Below are 15,483 nucleotides of genomic sequence, written 5' to 3'. Positions count from 1 at the left end.
CAAGGGATAGGGATGAGCACCAGTGTCGACGGGGCGGAGACGCCCAGTTCCGCGCAGCTGCGCGAGATGTACCTGACGATGAAGACCATCACCTTGGCCGACGACCGGCTGCGGGAGGAGGTCCGGGCCGGCGGGCTGAACGCGACCTTCTACCCGGTGCGCGGGCTCGAGGCCGTGTGCGCCGCGATGGGAGTGGTCCTGCGCCGGACCGACTACCTGGTCTCGACCTACCGCAATCTCGGCGACGCGGTGGCCAAGGGAGCGTCCCTGGACGCCATCGTCGCGGAGGCCTACGGGCGCATCACGGGGACGTCGAAGGGCAAGGGCGGCCCCATGCACCTGCAGGACCTCGAGGTCGGATTCATGATGACGACCGGAATCGTCGGTTCGGGCCTTCCGATCGCGACCGGGCTCGGCCTCGCCTCCCAGCTCGACGGCATCGACCGCGTGACGCTGGTGACCTTCGGCGACGGTGCCACGTCGATCGGTGCCTTCCACGAGGCGATGAACCTCGCGGCGCTCTGGCGGCTCCCGGTCGTCTTCCTCTGCCAGAACAACGGGTGGGCCGAGCACACGCCGGTCGCGGAGTACGCCGCCAACCCGGACTTCGCGGGCCGGGCCGGGGGATACGGGGTGACGGCCTACAGCGTCGACGGCTTCGACCCGGTGGCGACCTGGAACACGTTGCGGAGCGCGGTCGACGCCGTCCGCGCCGGCGGGGGCCCCGCCTTCGTCGAGTGCCGGACCTACCGGCTGTCCGGGCACACCGGAGCCACCGACTACTCCTACATGCCCGCCACCGATTTCGACGCCGCCCTCGCCCGCGACCCGGCGCCGAGCTTCCGCGCCTGGCTGCTGGAGCGGGGCGAGGTCGACGAGGCAGCTGCGCAGGAGATCGACGAGCGAGCCGCCGCGCTCGTGAACGGTGCGTTCGAGTTCGCGAAGAGCAGTCCGCCACCGGAGCCGGCCGAGATGTTCACCGACGTGTTCGCGATGACTGCAGGGGTGTGACGATGAGCCAGACGGAAGCACCGGCCGGCCAGCCCACGAGCCAGCCCACGAGCAAGGCGATGAACACGGCCGCGGCGCTGCGCAACGCCCTGGACATCGCGTTGGGACTCGACGAGAAGGTCATCCTGCTGGGCGAGGACATCGCCGACCCCGCGGGTGGTGTCTTCAAGGTGACGAACGGCCTGTCCACCAAGCACGGCGCCCACCGGGTGCGCACCACGCCGATCGCCGAGCAGGCGATCGTCGGAGCGTCCATCGGGGCGGCTCTGGGCGGGTACCGGCCCGTTGCGGAGATCATGTTCTTCGACTTCGTGACCGTGGCCATGGATCAGCTGGTCAATCACGCGGCGAAGTTGCGCTACATGACCGGGGGAGCGACGCCGGTTCCGCTCACGGTGCGGACCACGGTCGGCAGTTCGCGCTTCGGTGCGCAGCACGCCCAGGAGCTCGAGGCGTGGTTCATGCACGTGCCGGGGCTGAAGGTCGTGATGCCCTCGACCCCGAGCGACGCCAAGGGCCTGCTGCTGTCCTGCATCTTCGATCCGGACCCCTGCCTGTTCGTCGAGCACTCGAACCTCCTGTTCTCGCCCAAGGAGGAGGTCGAGCTCGCGGACTACCGCATTCCCCTGGGCCGGGCGGCGGTGCGACGCGAGGGCCGGGACCTGACTGCGATCACCTACGGCGCGCAGGTCCGGACCGTGCTGAAGGCGGCGGAGAAGCTCGCCGAGCAGGGTGTCGAGATCGAGGTCATCGACCTGCGGACGTTGTCCCCGTGGGACTCGGAGACCGTGTTGGCCTCGGTTGCGCGGACCCGGCGGGCCGCGGTCGTGCACTCGGCGACCACCACGGCCGGCCCCGGCGCCGAGATCGCCGCGGTGATCTCCAGCGAGCTGTTCGGCGGCCTCGACGGACCCGTGCTGCGGCTGGGCGGAACCGACACGCCCGTGCCGTTCGCCGAGTCGTTGGTCAGCGTGCCCACGACGGCCCGAGTCGTGGCCGAGATCGCTGCGGCGGTGGGTGCCGGACCCCGGCCGCCGTAGTGTGACCACGGGCACATTTTTTCTTGACAGTGGCCCTGCGGCTAAATAAAGTAAGCTATCAATTTGTAGCGGACAGGACGTGCATGAGTATCGACGCGACGCCAGCGCGACCAGCTGACGCCACCGGCGTACCGGCTGGAGTCTCGACCGCCCGGACCACGGCTGTCTCACGGGACGTGCCCGCGCCCGCCGCGGGCCCGGCCTACGCCGCGGTCAATCCGGCGTACCCGAAGTCCTGGTGGATGATCGCATTCTCCTGCGACGTCAAGAAGAACCAGGTCGTACCGCTGAGGGTGCTGGAACGCGACCTCGTTCTGTGGCGTGACGGGAACGGCGTCGTTCACTGCCAGGCGGGCCACTGCCCGCACCTCGGTGCCCACTTCGGCTACGGGGGCAGCGTGGTCGACAACACGCTGCGCTGCGGCTTCCACGGGTGGCAGTTCGACGCGGAGGGCCGGGTCCACAGCCAGCCCGGGCCGGACGCGCCGCGCAAGAACGCCTGCCTGCCGAGCTACCGGGTCGTGGAGAAGCACGGCGCGCTGTTCCTCTGGAACGGGGCGGGTGAGCCGGACATCGATTTCCCGGACTTCCTGTCGTTCCTCAGCAAGATCGGCGCGACGCCGGACGACGTCACCTTCCACCATCACCGGTGGTTCCTTCCGTTCCCGGCAAAGTGGTTCGGCGAGAACCTCTGCGACGGCATGCACTTCGCGATCGCGCACGACACCGGCGCATGGGGCGACACGATCATCCACGCCGAGACCGCGACCACCATGGAGATGGAGAACGCGATCCACGAGCGGCGCCCCTGGCTCGGTGCCGAGAACATCGCCCGCCGCTTCGTCCGCCGCGAGGTCGTGAACCTGCTGACGCCGGTCTCGGACAACGTCATGTCGACGTGCTGGGGCGGGAGCATCCATCTCGTGCGGTTCGCCGGCCGGCCGCGGATCCTCGGCACGATCATCGCCTGCTGGCTTCCGGTCGACGCGGACACGCACTACGTCATGGACATCACTCTCGTGCCGAAGGTGAAGGTCCCGGTCGTCGGTAAGCCGATCGAGAAGCTCACCGGTTTCGTCGCGGGCCTCGGCAACTGGTCCACGGCGATCCAGGACGCGGGCCTGATGATGCACCGCCGCGAACCCGAGAACCCGCCCTACTCGAAGGAAGACCGCGGGCTCATCCGCTTCCGCCGGTTGTGGGACAGCCGCATCGAGAGTCAGTACCAGCTGGAAGGCGACAACATCCGCAGCAACGGGCTGCGGGCGGGGATCCGGGTCCGTGGTCGGGAGAACGCCCCGGACACGACTCACCGGGCCGATTCGAACGGGACCCCGAAGGTGATGGAGGAGGACGCGTGAAGCGACCTTTGCTCGTGGCTCTCGCGGTGGCGGTGCCGGTGTACGCCCGCCGTCGCTACGGCCCCACCAGTCTGCGGGCACTGGCCAATCGCGAAGGCATCAACACGTGGACCGCGTGGCGTCGCTCGCGGCTGCGTCCGGCGCGGGATCTGGGTCGCCGTGCGTAGGCGGACCAAGGTGGCCGTATCGGGTGCGGCGGCTCTGCTCGTGGTCGCGCCGCTGCTGGCGACCACGCAGGCCGCGGCGTCCGACGTCACCTTCGACGCGTTCGCCGACGCCTACGGCGTCGACATCACGTTCTCCAACGAGTCCGTGCCCCTCGGGATCATCCCGCAGGGAGCCGGGCCGGTCGGGCACGCGCACCTCGCGAGCCTCGGGGACTCCGACGCCTACGCGTCCTTCCCGTACCCGGGCGACACGGCGACGGGCCTGCCCGGTACCGCCGGTGCCCTCGCCGGCTTCCCCACGCCGCAGTACCCGATGTACGTGGCGACGCAGGCCGGCGACACCCCGAAGAGCCAGGACCTCCCGGGTGTCTCGCTGCGGGCCGAGAGCGGTTCGTCGCTGGCCCGGGGTCGCGGCGTCGTCGGCACCGACGGCTACGGGTCGAACGCGACCGCGACCGTCGAGCGCCTGGCCGACAACAGCGTGCGGTCCGACGCCCGGACCATGACCGGCGCGACCGTGCTCGACTACTTCCAGGTCACCGGCGTGCGCTCCGAGGCGACCGTCATCGGTGACTCGTCCAACGGCGAGCTCACCCGGACGTCCCACCTGTCGATCTCGCGGATCTCCGTGCCGGGTCTGTCCATCCCGATCCCGCCGACGACGCCGACGTCGGCGCCGATCCCGGTCCCGATCCCCGGCGCCCCGCAGCTGCCGCCGCTCACCTTCCCGCCGATGCCCCTCCCGATGGGCGGCACCACGCTGCACGAGCCCGAGCTCGGGTTCGTCAACGGGACGTTCGTCGTCACGATGCCGGCCGAGGGGCCGAACGGTGCGTCGACCACGTACGCGCTGCCGCACAAGCCCGTGGTCGACGCGCTCAAAGCGCAGGGCATCACGATGACGTTCCAGGGCGCGCAGAACTTCGCCACCGGCATCGTGGCGCCCACCGTGGCGTTCTCCTACACGATGGCGGCACCGCCGGCGAACCAGTACTACAACGGCCCCACCGAGATGACGGTGGTCTTCGGTCGGTCCATCGCGGCGGTCGACATGTTCCGCGGCGACGCCGACGCGGCGATCGACACCGTCGACTCCACGTCGGGTTCGACGGATGCGGCGGGTGCGACGTTGCCCAGCACGGACGTCGCCACGGCCGACCTCGCCGCGCTGGCCGGTGCCGGCCTGACGACGACGCCGGCGGGGACGATCCCGACGGTGAACTTCGCCGGCGGAGGCGTGAGCGCCGAGCCGGCGGCCGTCACCCGCGCCTTCCAGTACGACCTGAGCCTGTTCTACCTATTGTTCGTCGCCATCTCCGCCGTCGCGGTCGCCGCGGCCGCGGTCCGCAAGATGGGAGCTTGAGTGCAATGGCACTACTGACCTGGGCGCGGACGCAGTGGGACCGCTCGCTGGCCATCGGCGCTCTCATCGTCGGCCTGATCTCCCTGCTCATCGGGTGGATCGGTGTCTCCAGCACGCCGTACGTCTCCAAGCAACTGCCCTACATCGTCTCGGGCGGCCTGCTGGGCGTGTGCCTCGTCGGCGCCGCCGCCGCGATCTGGATCTCGGCGGACCTGCGTGACGAATGGCGTGAGCTGCGTGGCCTGCGTCTGATGCTGCGTGAGGAGTTCGAGAGTCCGCGCCTGGAGAACGGCTTCATCGCCGCCCCTGCGGTGTCGACCTCGGTGGACGCCGCCGTCGAGCTGTCGAAGCAGCACTGATGGCGGAGACGGTCCGCTGGGACGACGAGCAACCCTGGCAGCAGCGGCAGACGCGCACCCTCGGTGCGCTCGCGGCGCTGGGGCTGATCGGCCTCGGCGTGTGCTGGTACTTCCTCAGCGGTGAGCCCGCGTACCAGGACCAGGTCCCGTGGCTGGTCGGAGCGATCACCTGCGTCCTGGTGATGGGCGTCGTCATGGCCTACTGGCTGCTGATCGGCGTCCGCACCGTCCACGCGGGATCGAGCGAGACCTCGCAGGTGCTGCGCGTCGAGACGCTCGATCCCCGTCGGCGTGCGCGTGTCGTCAGCGGCGCCCGTGACAGCGACGTCGTCTTCGTGGCGACGGCGAGCATGACTCGACTCCACCGGGACACCTGCCTGCTGGTGCGCGGCAAGCAGGTGAGCGTCGTGAGCGCGGCCGACGCGGCCGCGCGGGGACTCAGGCTGTGCGGAGCGTGCAACCGATGAGCGAGTGGACCCCTTACCTGATCATCGGTCTGACCGTCGGCTCGATCTACGGCCTCTCGGCGATGGGGCTCGTCCTCACGTACAAGACCAGTGGCCTGTTCAACTTCGGTCACGGCGCCGTCTGCGCCGCCGCGGCGTTCGTGTTCTACGGCGTGCGTCAGGAGGCCGGGCTCCCGTGGCCGGTCGCGGCAGTCCTCGCCGTTCTGGTCTTCGGGGTCGTCGCCGGCGTCCTGTTGGAACGGGTCGCCGTCGCGCTGGCTCCGGTCCACATCTCGTACAAGATCGTCGGCACGGTCGGGATCCTCCTCGCGATCCGCGCCACCGCCGGTCTCATCTTCGGGGAGCAGTCGCGCGACTTCGAGCCGTTCCTGCCACGCGACGAGGTGTTCTCCATCGGCGGCGTCTCCGTCGGATGGGACGCGATCCTCGACCTCACCCTCGCGATCGCCGCCGCCGTCGGTCTCTTCGTGTTCTTCCGTGCGACGCGCATCGGCACCGCGATGCGCGGCGTGGTCGACGATCCGCGACTGCTGGACCTCGCGGGCACCTCGCCGACCCGGGTCCGGCGGACCGCCTGGATCATCGGCAGCATCTTCGCCGCGACCTCCGGGGTGCTCTTCGCCTCGACCCAGAACCAGCTCGACGTCAACATCCTGTCGCTGCTGGTCATCCAGTCGTTCGGCGCCGCGGCCCTCGCGCGTTTCCGCAGCCTGCCCCTCTGTCTCGTCGGCGGCTTGTTCGTCGGTCTGCTTCAGCAGGTGCTGAGCAAGCAGATCAGCGCGCACCCGAACTTGCAGGGCCTCGACATCAACGTGCCGTTCCTCGTGCTGTTCATCGCGCTGCTGGTGATGCCGCGTGGCTCGCTCGTCGAGATCGGGCAGCACGTCAAGCTGAAGCCGCCGCCGGTGAGCCCCTTCTCCGGGCGCACGCGAGCGGCCGGTTACGTCGCCCTGGCCGTGGGCGCCCTGCTCGTCCCGCACCTGGTGGGGTCGCGCCTGCCGCTGTGGAACACGGCGATGGCGCAGTTCGTCCTCTTCCTCTCCCTCGCCCTGCTGGTCCGGACCTCCGGGCAGATCTCGCTGTGCCACGTCGGGTTCGCGGCGATCGGAGCGGTCGGGTTCGGTCACCTGGTGGCGAACGGTGTCCCGTGGGGATTCGCCGTCCTGCTCGGCGGTCTGATGGCGGTGCCGGCGGGTGCGCTGATCGCGATCCCGGCGATCCGGCTGTCCGGCCTGTATCTCGGCCTGGCGACGCTCGGCTTCGGGATCCTGCTGGCGCAGTACGGCTACAACAAGTCGTGGATGTTCGGCTTCGGCAGTCTCGACACCGCCCGCCCGCCGATCGATGCCCTGGAGTCCAACACCGGCTACTACTACCTGTTGCTGGCCATCGGGGTCGCCGCGCTCGGCGTGGTGCTGCTCCTCGAACGGTCGCGCATGGGCCGTCTGCTCCGGGCGATGGCCGACTCGCCCGACGGCCTGACCACCCTCGGGCTCAGCGTCAACATCACGCGGACGGCGGTCTTCTGCGTGTCGACCTTCCTGGCCGGCATCAGCGGTGCCACGTACGCGGCGAACTTCGGCGCGGTGAACCAGGAGAGCTTCAACTACGTTCAGTCGTTGATCGTGTTGGCCGTCATGGCGATCTCCGGCCGTCGGACACTGACGATCGCCGTCGTCGCGCCGATCCTGCTGTACGTCGTGCCCGGGTACGTCGACGATCCTGACGCGTACCTCGCCCTGCAGTTGCTGTTCGGGGTCGCGGCTCTCGTCGCGGCGGCGACCTCCGCCGGCGGGCTCGACAACTTCTTCCGTCGCGAGGCGGCCGAGGCCGCGGAGCGACTCGAAGACCCCGTGCTCCGCGGCCGAGCGGAGGTCTGCGCACCGGTGGTGCGCGGCCCGGTGACGACCCGGACCCCTCGGTCGTCGAACAGCTCGGGTCCGGCGAGCCGTGGCGCCCCCAGTCCGGGCCGGCGCTCCAGGAAACAGCTGTCGCGCAAGTAGCAACGGCCCACCCAACGACCGCGCTATCCCTTTTCAGCAGCACCGCAGTACGTCGGAGGCTCTATATGACGTCCCATCAGTTCCTCGCGCCCCGGTTGAAGAAGGCGGTCGTGTTCGCCGCCGCCGTAGGCCTTCTCGCCGGGTGCGGGATTCGCGTCTCGGACTCCGAGGTCGTGAACGCCGCGTCCCAGGGGGCGACGATCGAGGGCGTCACCGGCACCGGCACCGGTGCCTCGGACCTCGGCACCGGTGCCGTCGGTGACCTCGGGGCCACCGGGACGGGTGGCGCCGGTGGCGCCGTGCCGACGACGACGGACGCCACCACGCCGGGGACGGCGACCGGGCCGGCGACCGGAACCGGAACGGCTGCGGCGACCGGGACCGGGACGACCGGCACCGGGACGGCCACCGGGCAGAAGCCCGGTACGGGTGCGAAGGACCCCAACAGGGCGGCGACCACCACGAGCGGGAAGTGCACGAAGTCGCTGTCGCCGATCGTCATCGGTCAGACCGGTGCGTTCAGCGGACTGGTCGGCCAGTCGACGGGCAACATCCGCGTCGGGCTCGCGGTCGGTGTCAAGTACCTCAATGACCGAGGCGGCATCGCCTGCCACCCGGTGATCCTGCATCAGAAGGACGACGGCTCGGACCCGTCCAAGGCCGCGGCGAACATCAACGACCTGGTGAAGAACAAGAAGGCCGTCGCACTGGTTGGCCTCAATGAGGAGATCGTGATGGCGGCCGCCGCCGCTGAAGCGCGGCGACTTGGTGTCCCCATCATCGGCGGCGACCAGGTGGCGCCCGAGTGGTACACGGACCCCAATGTGTTCCCGATCGGCGGGAGTGGGGTGCCCGTTTTCGGTGGTCCCATGGCGACGGTGGCGAAGGCGACCGGCCTCAGCAAGTTCGGGTTGCTGTACTGCGTGGAGGCGTCGGCCTGCGGCACGATCAATGATCATTTCGAGGAGATGGCGGATTTCGCCAAGGGAACGGTGGCCTTCAAGCAAGCGGTCTCGCTAACCCAGACCGACTTTACCTCGGCGTGCCAGGGAGCGAAGGCGGCCGGTGTCGAGGTGTTGTTCCTGTCGGTCGACGCCTCGTCGGTGCAGCGGGCGGCCCGTAACTGTAAGAACATCGGCTACGCCCCCCCGCTGGTGTCGGTCAGTATTACGATCGCGCCGAGCGTTGTGGCCGACCCCAATGTTCGTGCTGCATCGCTCTACGTCGGTGCTCCGCACGCGCCCTACGTCGGCACCGGCACCCCGGCACTCGACGAGTTCCATGCGGCCTTCAAGAAGTACACCGGCAAGGTCGCCCAGGACCAGCCCATGATGTACGGCTGGGTGGACGCCCTGTACTTCGCCCGCGCGATCGAGAACCTGCCACTCGCGATCAGGTCGGGCACGATCACGACCGCCATCATCCTCGACGGCGTCTACAGCCTGAAGAACGAGACGCTCGGTGGACTGATCCCGCCGATGACGTTCACCCGCGGCAAAGTTGCCCCGTTCGTGAACTGCTACTCCGCGCTGCGCATCGGCAAGGACGGGGTCACGTCGCCGACCGGGAACAAGCCGGTGTGCAACTCATGAGCACCGTGGACGTCGACGGTCTCCGGGTCGACAAGGTGGTGGTCCGCTTCGGCGGTCTGACCGCCGTGGACGGTCAGACGCTGACCGCTCCGCGCGGCCGCATCACGGGCCTGATCGGGCCGAACGGTGCCGGTAAGACCACGACGTTCAACGCGTGCACCGGCGTGGTCCGGCCCACCTCCGGGCGGGTGTACCTGTTCGGCGAGGACATCACCAAGCTCCCGCCGCAGGCGCGTGCCCTCAAGGGTCTCGGGCGCACCTATCAGCGCATGGAGCTGTTCGACACCCTGACGGTCCGGGAGAACGTGTCGCTCGGCAAGGAAGCAGGGATGGCGGGACGCAACCCGTTCGCCCACTTCTTCGGCCGACGGGCGCAGGCCGAACAGCTGCGCCGGCTCGCGGACTCGGCCATGGAGATGTGCGGAATCACCGCCTTCGCCGCCCAGCGGCCGGCGGATCTGAGCACGGGTCAGCGTCGGCTGGTCGAGCTCGCCCGTTGTATCGCCGGTGAGTTTCCCATCATGCTGCTGGACGAACCGAGCTCCGGCCTGGACGGCGGTGAGACCGAGGAGTTCGGCTCGATCCTGACGACGCTCGTCGCCGACCGGAACGTCGGCATTCTCATCGTCGAGCACGACATGAGCCTCGTCATGAGCACGTGCGACTACATCCACGTGCTCGACTTCGGGAAGCCCATCTTCGAGGGAACCCCGAGCGAAGTCGCGAACTCCGAACTCGTCCGGTCTGCGTATCTCGGGACCCAGGGCGACCTCGAAGAGCTGGAGGCCGCGGATGCTTGAGCTACGGGGCATTGACGCCGGTTACGCCGGCACCCCGGTCCTGCGGGGGGTGGACCTGCAGGTCCCGCCGTCCAGCGTCGTTGCGCTGCTCGGACCCAACGGTGCCGGCAAGACCACGCTGCTCCGCGTCGCCAGCGGGTTGTTGAAGCCGACGGCGGGCCGGATGACGATCGACGACCAGGACGTCACCGGCCGGTCGCCGCACCAGCTTGTCGCGCGGGGTGTCTGCCATGTTCCGGAGGGCCGCGGCATCTTCCCGACCCTGACGGTGCGCGACAATCTCGTGCTGCAATCGGTCCCGGGCCGGGAGGACGAGGCGCTCGAGCGTGCGGTGAGCGCGTTTCCGCGCCTGGGGGAACGGATGGAGCAGGTTGCGCGCACCATGAGTGGCGGCGAGCAACAGATGCTCGCGCTCGCCCGGGCCTACGTGCAGAACCCCCGGTTCGTCCTGCTCGACGAGGTGAGCATGGGGCTCGCCCCGAAGGTCGTCGACGAGATCTTCGACTTCCTCGCCCTGCTCGCGTCCTCAGGCGCGAGTCTGCTGCTCGTGGAGCAGTACGTGAGCCGCGCTCTACAGGTGGCGGACTACGTCTTTCTCATGAACCGCGGACGTGTCGCTTTCGCCGGTGAGCCGTCCGAGCTCGACACGGACCTGCTCGCGGAGCAGTACGTGGGCGCACGGCACTGATCCGCGCGGCTGCGCGTGGGAGACTGGCCGAGGCCGAGGCCTGTCCTCGGCCGGACCGTGCCCTACCTGTGCAGAGGAAGGCGCGGGTAGGAGGGCTCGCATAGTGGCCTAGTGCGGCGGTCTTGAAAACCGCTAGGGCGAGTGATCGTCCTCCAGGGTTCGAATCCCTGGCCCTCCGCGCTGGTGTCGTCAGGGAGCGACGTCGGGCATCCCGGGGAGCCCGTCGATGCTGCGGGCGTTGGACCTCGCCCGGTACTCGGCCATCTGGCCGGGGGCGGCGCGGTCGGCGAGGACCCGGAGCGTGCTGCGCTCGGCGAGGAGGTCCATCACCGGGACCCCGAAGCCGCAGGCGTCGCTGATCCGCCGGACGTCGACGGTGACCACGGCGCGGGTGCCGGGGTGGGACGGGTGCTGCGCGGCGACCTCGTCGAACTCCGGCGTCCCGGGCAGGTGGACCGACCCGCGGCCGTGCAGGCGCACCACCCGGGGGCTCGCCCCGAACGCGCAGAACATGACGCAGATGCGCCCGTTCTCACGCAGGTGCGCGACGGTCTCGACCCCGCTGCCGGTGTAGTCCACCCAGCCGACGCGGTGCGGGCCGAGGACGGAGAACGTGTCGTGTCCGCGCGGCGAGACGTTGACCAGGCCATCGCCGGCCAACGGTGCCGTCGCCACGAAGAACATCGGCTGCTCGGCGATCCAGGCCGCGAGGGTCTCGTCGATCTCCTCGAAGACGGCCCCCACGGCGTCACTGTACGGCGGGCGGCGCCGGCGCTTCATCGGGATTTGTCCCGCCACGGGCGGAGACGGGCTCACCCACACGCACCACGGCCCCTGGCCCCCGCGCACCCCGCGTGGCAGCGTCCCGGTCCGGCACGCGCCGTGGGGGTGGCTGCGGCGTCCTGGGCACGATCTCGGGGGGGATTGTGAGTCCGTACGAGCGTCAGATCGATCCGTTGGAGTCCGTGGACCTCACGCTGGTGATGGGCGTGCCCGGCCAGGCCACGCCGAGCCGGGACGAGACGTTGGAACGCTTGATCGGCGCACCGCCGAGCGCTCAGCGCCTGCTCGCGCCCGCTCCGGCCGCGCCGACGCCGGTCGGGCCCTCGCGACTCCGGCTCAGCCTCGGCGTCGCCGGCGCCGCGGTGCTCGCGGTGGCCGGTCTGCTGGCCGCGGTCTCCCTCGCCGGTGACAGCGGCGCACCGACCCGGGCGGCGAAGGCGAACGGGGCCGCGACGGCCCACGTCCTCGCCCGCGACCTCGGCGTCAGCCTCGGGACGTACGCCGCGGGCGGGCTCCCGGTCACGCTGACCAACACCTCGGAGCGGACGCTGGCGTACAACGTCACGGTGGAGGCGCTCGACGAGGCGGGCCGACGCGTGACCCTCGACGCGGTGTTCACGACGGCCCTGACCCCGGGTCAGGCGACGAGCGTTCGGCTCTTCGCCAACCACACCGGGGCGACCGCGGACGCGCTGGCCGCCTCGACGTTCCGTGTGGTGGAGGCCTCGGCCTACTGAACCACGGCGGACACACGGGCGTAACGAGGTCCGGTCACGATGACCGCATGCGCCCCCTTCGTCCGTTCGTCGCCGCCCTGTGCGCGGCCGCCCTGCTGCTGGGACTGGCCGCGTGCGGGGACGACGGGGCGGCCGCCGCCGACGGCCCCCGGCCGCTGAGCAGCTTCGACCTCGTCGTGGTGGCCAGCGAGTCGAACGACCCGCTCGCCGCCGACCTCTACGGGGTCACGCTCGACCCGCTGACCGCCGTCCGGATCACGCACGACAAGAAGATCTCCACGGTCGACGCCCTGGACGGCCGCGTCGTGGTCGCCGCCGCCGACGGCGCGGTCGACCAGCTCGCCCTCGTCACACCCGCCGGCGATCTCACCGAGATCCCCGGGCTGGGCCGGCCGTTCGCCTACAACCCGTCCTTCGTCGACAACCACACGTTGATGTTCGACGACGTGCTCGTGCCGGAGGAGGACCTGCGGGTGAACCGCACGCTTCTCTTCGACGAGACGCTGCAGGTGAAGTCCACGCTGTTCCAGACCGAGGACAACCTGATCAGTTCCGCGCCCGGCCCCGACGGCCAGGTCGCGCTGGTGCGCACCCGCAAGAACGGCCGGGAGTCCGTGGTCATCCGTGCGGCGGACGGAGCCACCCGCGAAATGGCGATCTCCGGCGACATCGGTGAGCTGCTGTGGGGTCCGACCTCGCGCTACATCGCCGTCGCGATGAACAACGTCGAACGCAAGAAGGGTGACGACCCGTCCGCGGCGTTGATCCTGCTCGACCCGGTCGCGGGCAAGCAGCTGCAGCTGGGACTGTCGCAACCGCTCGCGTGGAACCCGGACGGCAGCCGGCTGCTCGTCCGGCGCACGGGCGACCCGACCGGCAGCCAGCTCGCCTGGTTCGACCCGTCCGATCCGCAGGGCGAGCTGGGCTCCATCGGCGGCATCACGAACCTGGTCATCTACTCCGGCGCGTGGGTGGCCTGAGGAGTCGTCAGTTCCGTCTCGTGCGCGTACGGCTCGTCCCCGCTGTTGTTGGCCTCCTCCTCGGCGGCCCGGGCGAGGTCCTCGTCGGTGACGGTGCTGTTCTCCGCGTCCGTCTCCGAGTCGCGCTCCATCGAGGCCTCGGTCCAGTCACCCATGCGCTGCGGGCACGCGAGCCCGAGGCGGAGGCCGATCTCGTCGCTGAGGTACTTCGCGGTCGCGTACCGGTCCGTGTCCTGCGTGTACTCGGCGTGGGCGGAGCGCATGGCCGCGAGTTCCTCGGCGGAGCTGCGGCAGAGCGCGCCGAGCCCGGAACTGAAGCCGGCCTGGGGCACGAGGACGTCGGGACGCAGGCCCAGTTCCTTCGCCGCTTCGAGGTAGTCCTCGTACTCGACGTCGGTCCATGCGAAGGGGTCCACCGGGGTCGGCTCGGGCGTCGGCGTGGCGGCGACGGACGCGGCCTCGACGGACGTGGAGTCCCCGTCGGACGAACACGCGCCCAGGCATGCCAACAGCGCGACCGAGGCCGCGGCAAGCCACGAAGAACGCATGACAACTCCCCCCGAGCCGAGGGTAAGACGGGTTCGGACGGCCTGTCAGGCGATCCGACAAGGGTCGGCAGGAACTGCCCGGCCGACGTTACCGCTGGTCAGACCGTCAGAAACCCGGACAGATCAGGACTTGACCGGCCCCATTCCGGCGGCCGCGTGGAGATCACACAGTCCCGGGGTGCGCCTTACCTACGGCCCCGCCGGCCGCGGCGGGCCTGCTCCGCCTGGGCACAGACCCGCTCGAGGTCCGCCCGCATCGAGTCCCGCATCGACCGGAACAACCACCCGCCCATCGGGAACGCGGGGATCTGCTCCTCCAGACCGCCGCGCATCCGCATCGCCAGCCCGCGCTCGGTGACGACGAACCGCTCGACCTCGGACCACGGCACCCGGCGCGTGCGGAACCAGCCGACGATCACGACCTCGTCGCCGAGCATCAGCCGCATCCGCGCGGCGCGGTAGGACACCACCGCGAGGATCGCGGCACCGCCGAACCCGATCACCTTGTCCGACGTGTCGGAGCCGAGCTGACCGCCCCACAGCAGGATCAGTGACACCAACGCCCACGGCAGGAAGCTGGCCAGCCGTTGCAGTCGTACCGGGGCCAGCGTCTCCACGGCGCGCAGTCTTGCACGCGCCGCCGGTCAGATCAGGTACGCGCGCTTCCAGATCGCCGTCGACGGGCCGCCGATCAGCCCGTTCTCGCGGAGGAAGGCGGTGATCTTCTCCGCCATCCAGCGCCGCGTGTCCTGGTAGTGCGGGTTGGCCAGCGCAGCGGCCCGGCCCTCCCGCGGCGAGATGCCGACGGAGGTGTAGACGCGGGGGTCGATCATCGAGTCGATGATCATGAAGGAGATGACCGCGCAGACGTGCCGGTGGAACTCACGGCTCACGACGTTCATCCCCGCCATGCGGTGCACGACCTCGTCGCGGGCGAACCGCACGTGCCGGGCCTCCTCGATCACGTGGATCCGGTTGACCTGACGCAACAGCGGCTGGATGTTCTCGTCGTCCATCATCACGCGCTGCATGCGGTCGGTCGTCTCCTCGGCGACCAGCACGGCGCCGAACATGGACGGACCGCCCATCGTCGCCTTCGCGAGGCGCGACAGCTCGTGCGTGAGGCGGGCCGGCTTGTAGTGCGGGACGCCGAGCTTGTCCGCGGCCCGGGCGAACATGATCGAGTGCCGGGTCTCGTCGCCGAGCTCGGTGAGGGCGTACTGCGCGTGAGAGCTGCGCGGGTCCAGGTCGTAGGCGTACCGGGCGAGCAGCTGCATGAGGATCAGCTCGAACCAGAGCCCGACCTGCATGCCCGAGGCGAACTCGTGCTTCGAGAGCTCGACGCGCTGGGCGTGGGTCAGGCCCTCCCACAGCTCGGTGCCGTACAGCGACATCCGCTCGAACGGCATGAACGGCAGGCCCTCGACGAGCGGCGCGTCCCAGTCGACCTCGGTGATCGGGTCGAACGAGTGCCGCGCGGAGGACTCGAGCAGCCGGCCGGCGACGTGCTCCCGGCGCGTCTCGAGCTCGGTGCCGGACAGCGGGTTGAGCGGCGGGGTCATGAGGCCCTCCCATCAAAGGTGG

17 protein-coding genes and 1 tRNA gene are annotated in these 15,483 nt (G+C 70.0%); 14 read left to right on the top strand and 4 right to left on the bottom strand.

Annotated elements, in window-relative coordinates:
- Positions 1–12: 12 nt before the first annotated feature.
- From ABD401_RS22840 to ABD401_RS22785, 12 genes are all read left to right on the top strand, one after another.
- On the top strand, positions 13–1,011 hold the full coding sequence (locus ABD401_RS22840; protein WP_344609119.1) for a thiamine pyrophosphate-dependent dehydrogenase E1 component subunit alpha: 999 nt from the start codon (positions 13–15) through the stop codon (positions 1,009–1,011).
- A 2-nt stretch (positions 1,012–1,013) separates the two neighbouring features.
- On the top strand, positions 1,014–2,051 hold the full coding sequence (locus tag ABD401_RS22835; protein ID WP_344609117.1) for an alpha-ketoacid dehydrogenase subunit beta: 1,038 nt from the start codon (positions 1,014–1,016) through the stop codon (positions 2,049–2,051).
- 176 nt (positions 2,052–2,227) lie between these two features.
- Complete coding sequence (locus ABD401_RS22830; protein WP_344609115.1) at positions 2,228–3,412, top strand: Rieske 2Fe-2S domain-containing protein; 1,185 nt, start codon at positions 2,228–2,230, stop codon at positions 3,410–3,412.
- Positions 3,409–3,579 (top strand): hypothetical protein, encoded by a 171-nt coding sequence (locus ABD401_RS22825; protein WP_344609113.1) that lies wholly within the window; start codon positions 3,409–3,411, stop codon positions 3,577–3,579. The genes ABD401_RS22830 and ABD401_RS22825 overlap by 4 nt, the downstream gene beginning before the upstream one ends.
- Before the next feature lie 10 nt (positions 3,580–3,589).
- Positions 3,590–4,942: a hypothetical protein gene (locus ABD401_RS22820; RefSeq protein ID WP_344609111.1), complete on the top strand. Its 1,353-nt coding sequence runs from the start codon at positions 3,590–3,592 to the stop codon at positions 4,940–4,942.
- A 5-nt stretch (positions 4,943–4,947) separates the two neighbouring features.
- On the top strand, positions 4,948–5,301 hold the full coding sequence (locus tag ABD401_RS22815; RefSeq protein ID WP_344609109.1) for a DUF2207 domain-containing protein: 354 nt from the start codon (positions 4,948–4,950) through the stop codon (positions 5,299–5,301).
- On the top strand, positions 5,301–5,768 hold the full coding sequence (locus ABD401_RS22810) for a hypothetical protein (protein WP_344609107.1): 468 nt from the start codon (positions 5,301–5,303) through the stop codon (positions 5,766–5,768). The genes ABD401_RS22815 and ABD401_RS22810 overlap by 1 nt, the downstream gene beginning before the upstream one ends.
- Positions 5,765–7,771 carry a branched-chain amino acid ABC transporter permease gene (locus tag ABD401_RS22805; RefSeq protein ID WP_344609105.1) on the top strand — a complete coding sequence of 669 codons (2,007 nt, stop codon included), beginning with the start codon at positions 5,765–5,767 and terminating at the stop codon, positions 7,769–7,771. Before ABD401_RS22810 ends, ABD401_RS22805 begins: the two co-directional genes overlap by 4 nt.
- A gap of 65 nt (positions 7,772–7,836) precedes the next feature.
- Positions 7,837–9,363, top strand: coding sequence for an ABC transporter substrate-binding protein (locus ABD401_RS22800; RefSeq protein WP_344609103.1), 1,527 nt, complete (start codon positions 7,837–7,839; stop codon positions 9,361–9,363).
- Positions 9,360–10,163, top strand: a complete 804-nt coding sequence (locus tag ABD401_RS22795; RefSeq protein WP_344609101.1) for an ABC transporter ATP-binding protein — start codon at positions 9,360–9,362, stop codon at positions 10,161–10,163. Before ABD401_RS22800 ends, ABD401_RS22795 begins: the two co-directional genes overlap by 4 nt.
- On the top strand, positions 10,156–10,851 hold the full coding sequence (locus ABD401_RS22790) for an ABC transporter ATP-binding protein (RefSeq protein ID WP_344609099.1): 696 nt from the start codon (positions 10,156–10,158) through the stop codon (positions 10,849–10,851). Before ABD401_RS22795 ends, ABD401_RS22790 begins: the two co-directional genes overlap by 8 nt.
- An 89-nt stretch (positions 10,852–10,940) precedes the next feature.
- Positions 10,941–11,029 (top strand) — tRNA-Ser (locus tag ABD401_RS22785).
- Positions 11,030–11,040: 11 nt separating this feature from the next.
- On the opposite strand, the gene ABD401_RS22780 is transcribed toward ABD401_RS22785, so the two are convergent.
- A complete protein-coding gene (locus ABD401_RS22780; protein WP_344609097.1) occupies positions 11,041–11,595 on the bottom strand; it encodes a pyridoxamine 5'-phosphate oxidase family protein in 555 nt (184 codons plus the stop codon).
- A gap of 182 nt (positions 11,596–11,777) precedes the next feature.
- On the opposite strand from ABD401_RS22780, the gene ABD401_RS22775 reads away from it, so the two are divergent.
- Together ABD401_RS22775 and ABD401_RS22770 are read left to right on the top strand one after the other, a co-directional pair.
- Positions 11,778–12,371 carry a hypothetical protein gene (locus tag ABD401_RS22775; protein WP_344609095.1) on the top strand — a complete coding sequence of 198 codons (594 nt, stop codon included), beginning with the start codon at positions 11,778–11,780 and terminating at the stop codon, positions 12,369–12,371.
- Between the two features lie 47 nt (positions 12,372–12,418).
- On the top strand, positions 12,419–13,351 hold the full coding sequence (locus ABD401_RS22770; RefSeq protein ID WP_344609093.1) for a hypothetical protein: 933 nt from the start codon (positions 12,419–12,421) through the stop codon (positions 13,349–13,351).
- Here ABD401_RS22770 and ABD401_RS22765 read toward each other — a convergent pair.
- From ABD401_RS22765 to ABD401_RS22755, 3 genes are all read right to left on the bottom strand, one after another.
- Entirely contained in the window at positions 13,327–13,899 is a 573-nt protein-coding gene (locus ABD401_RS22765) for a hypothetical protein (protein WP_344609092.1), read from the bottom strand. The genes ABD401_RS22770 and ABD401_RS22765 overlap by 25 nt on opposite strands.
- A 185-nt stretch (positions 13,900–14,084) precedes the next feature.
- A complete protein-coding gene (locus ABD401_RS22760) occupies positions 14,085–14,516 on the bottom strand; it encodes a hypothetical protein (protein WP_344609090.1) in 432 nt (143 codons plus the stop codon).
- Between the two features lie 27 nt (positions 14,517–14,543).
- Entirely contained in the window at positions 14,544–15,461 is a 918-nt protein-coding gene (locus tag ABD401_RS22755; protein ID WP_344609088.1) for an AurF N-oxygenase family protein, read from the bottom strand.
- Positions 15,462–15,483 lie beyond the last annotated feature (22 nt).

This window comes from Sporichthya brevicatena (assembly GCF_039525035.1).
GTDB classification, from domain to species: domain Bacteria; phylum Actinomycetota; class Actinomycetes; order Sporichthyales; family Sporichthyaceae; genus Sporichthya; species Sporichthya brevicatena.
The sequence above is the reverse complement of the archived record's forward strand: the minus strand, read 5'-3'. Positions and strand labels throughout refer to the sequence as shown.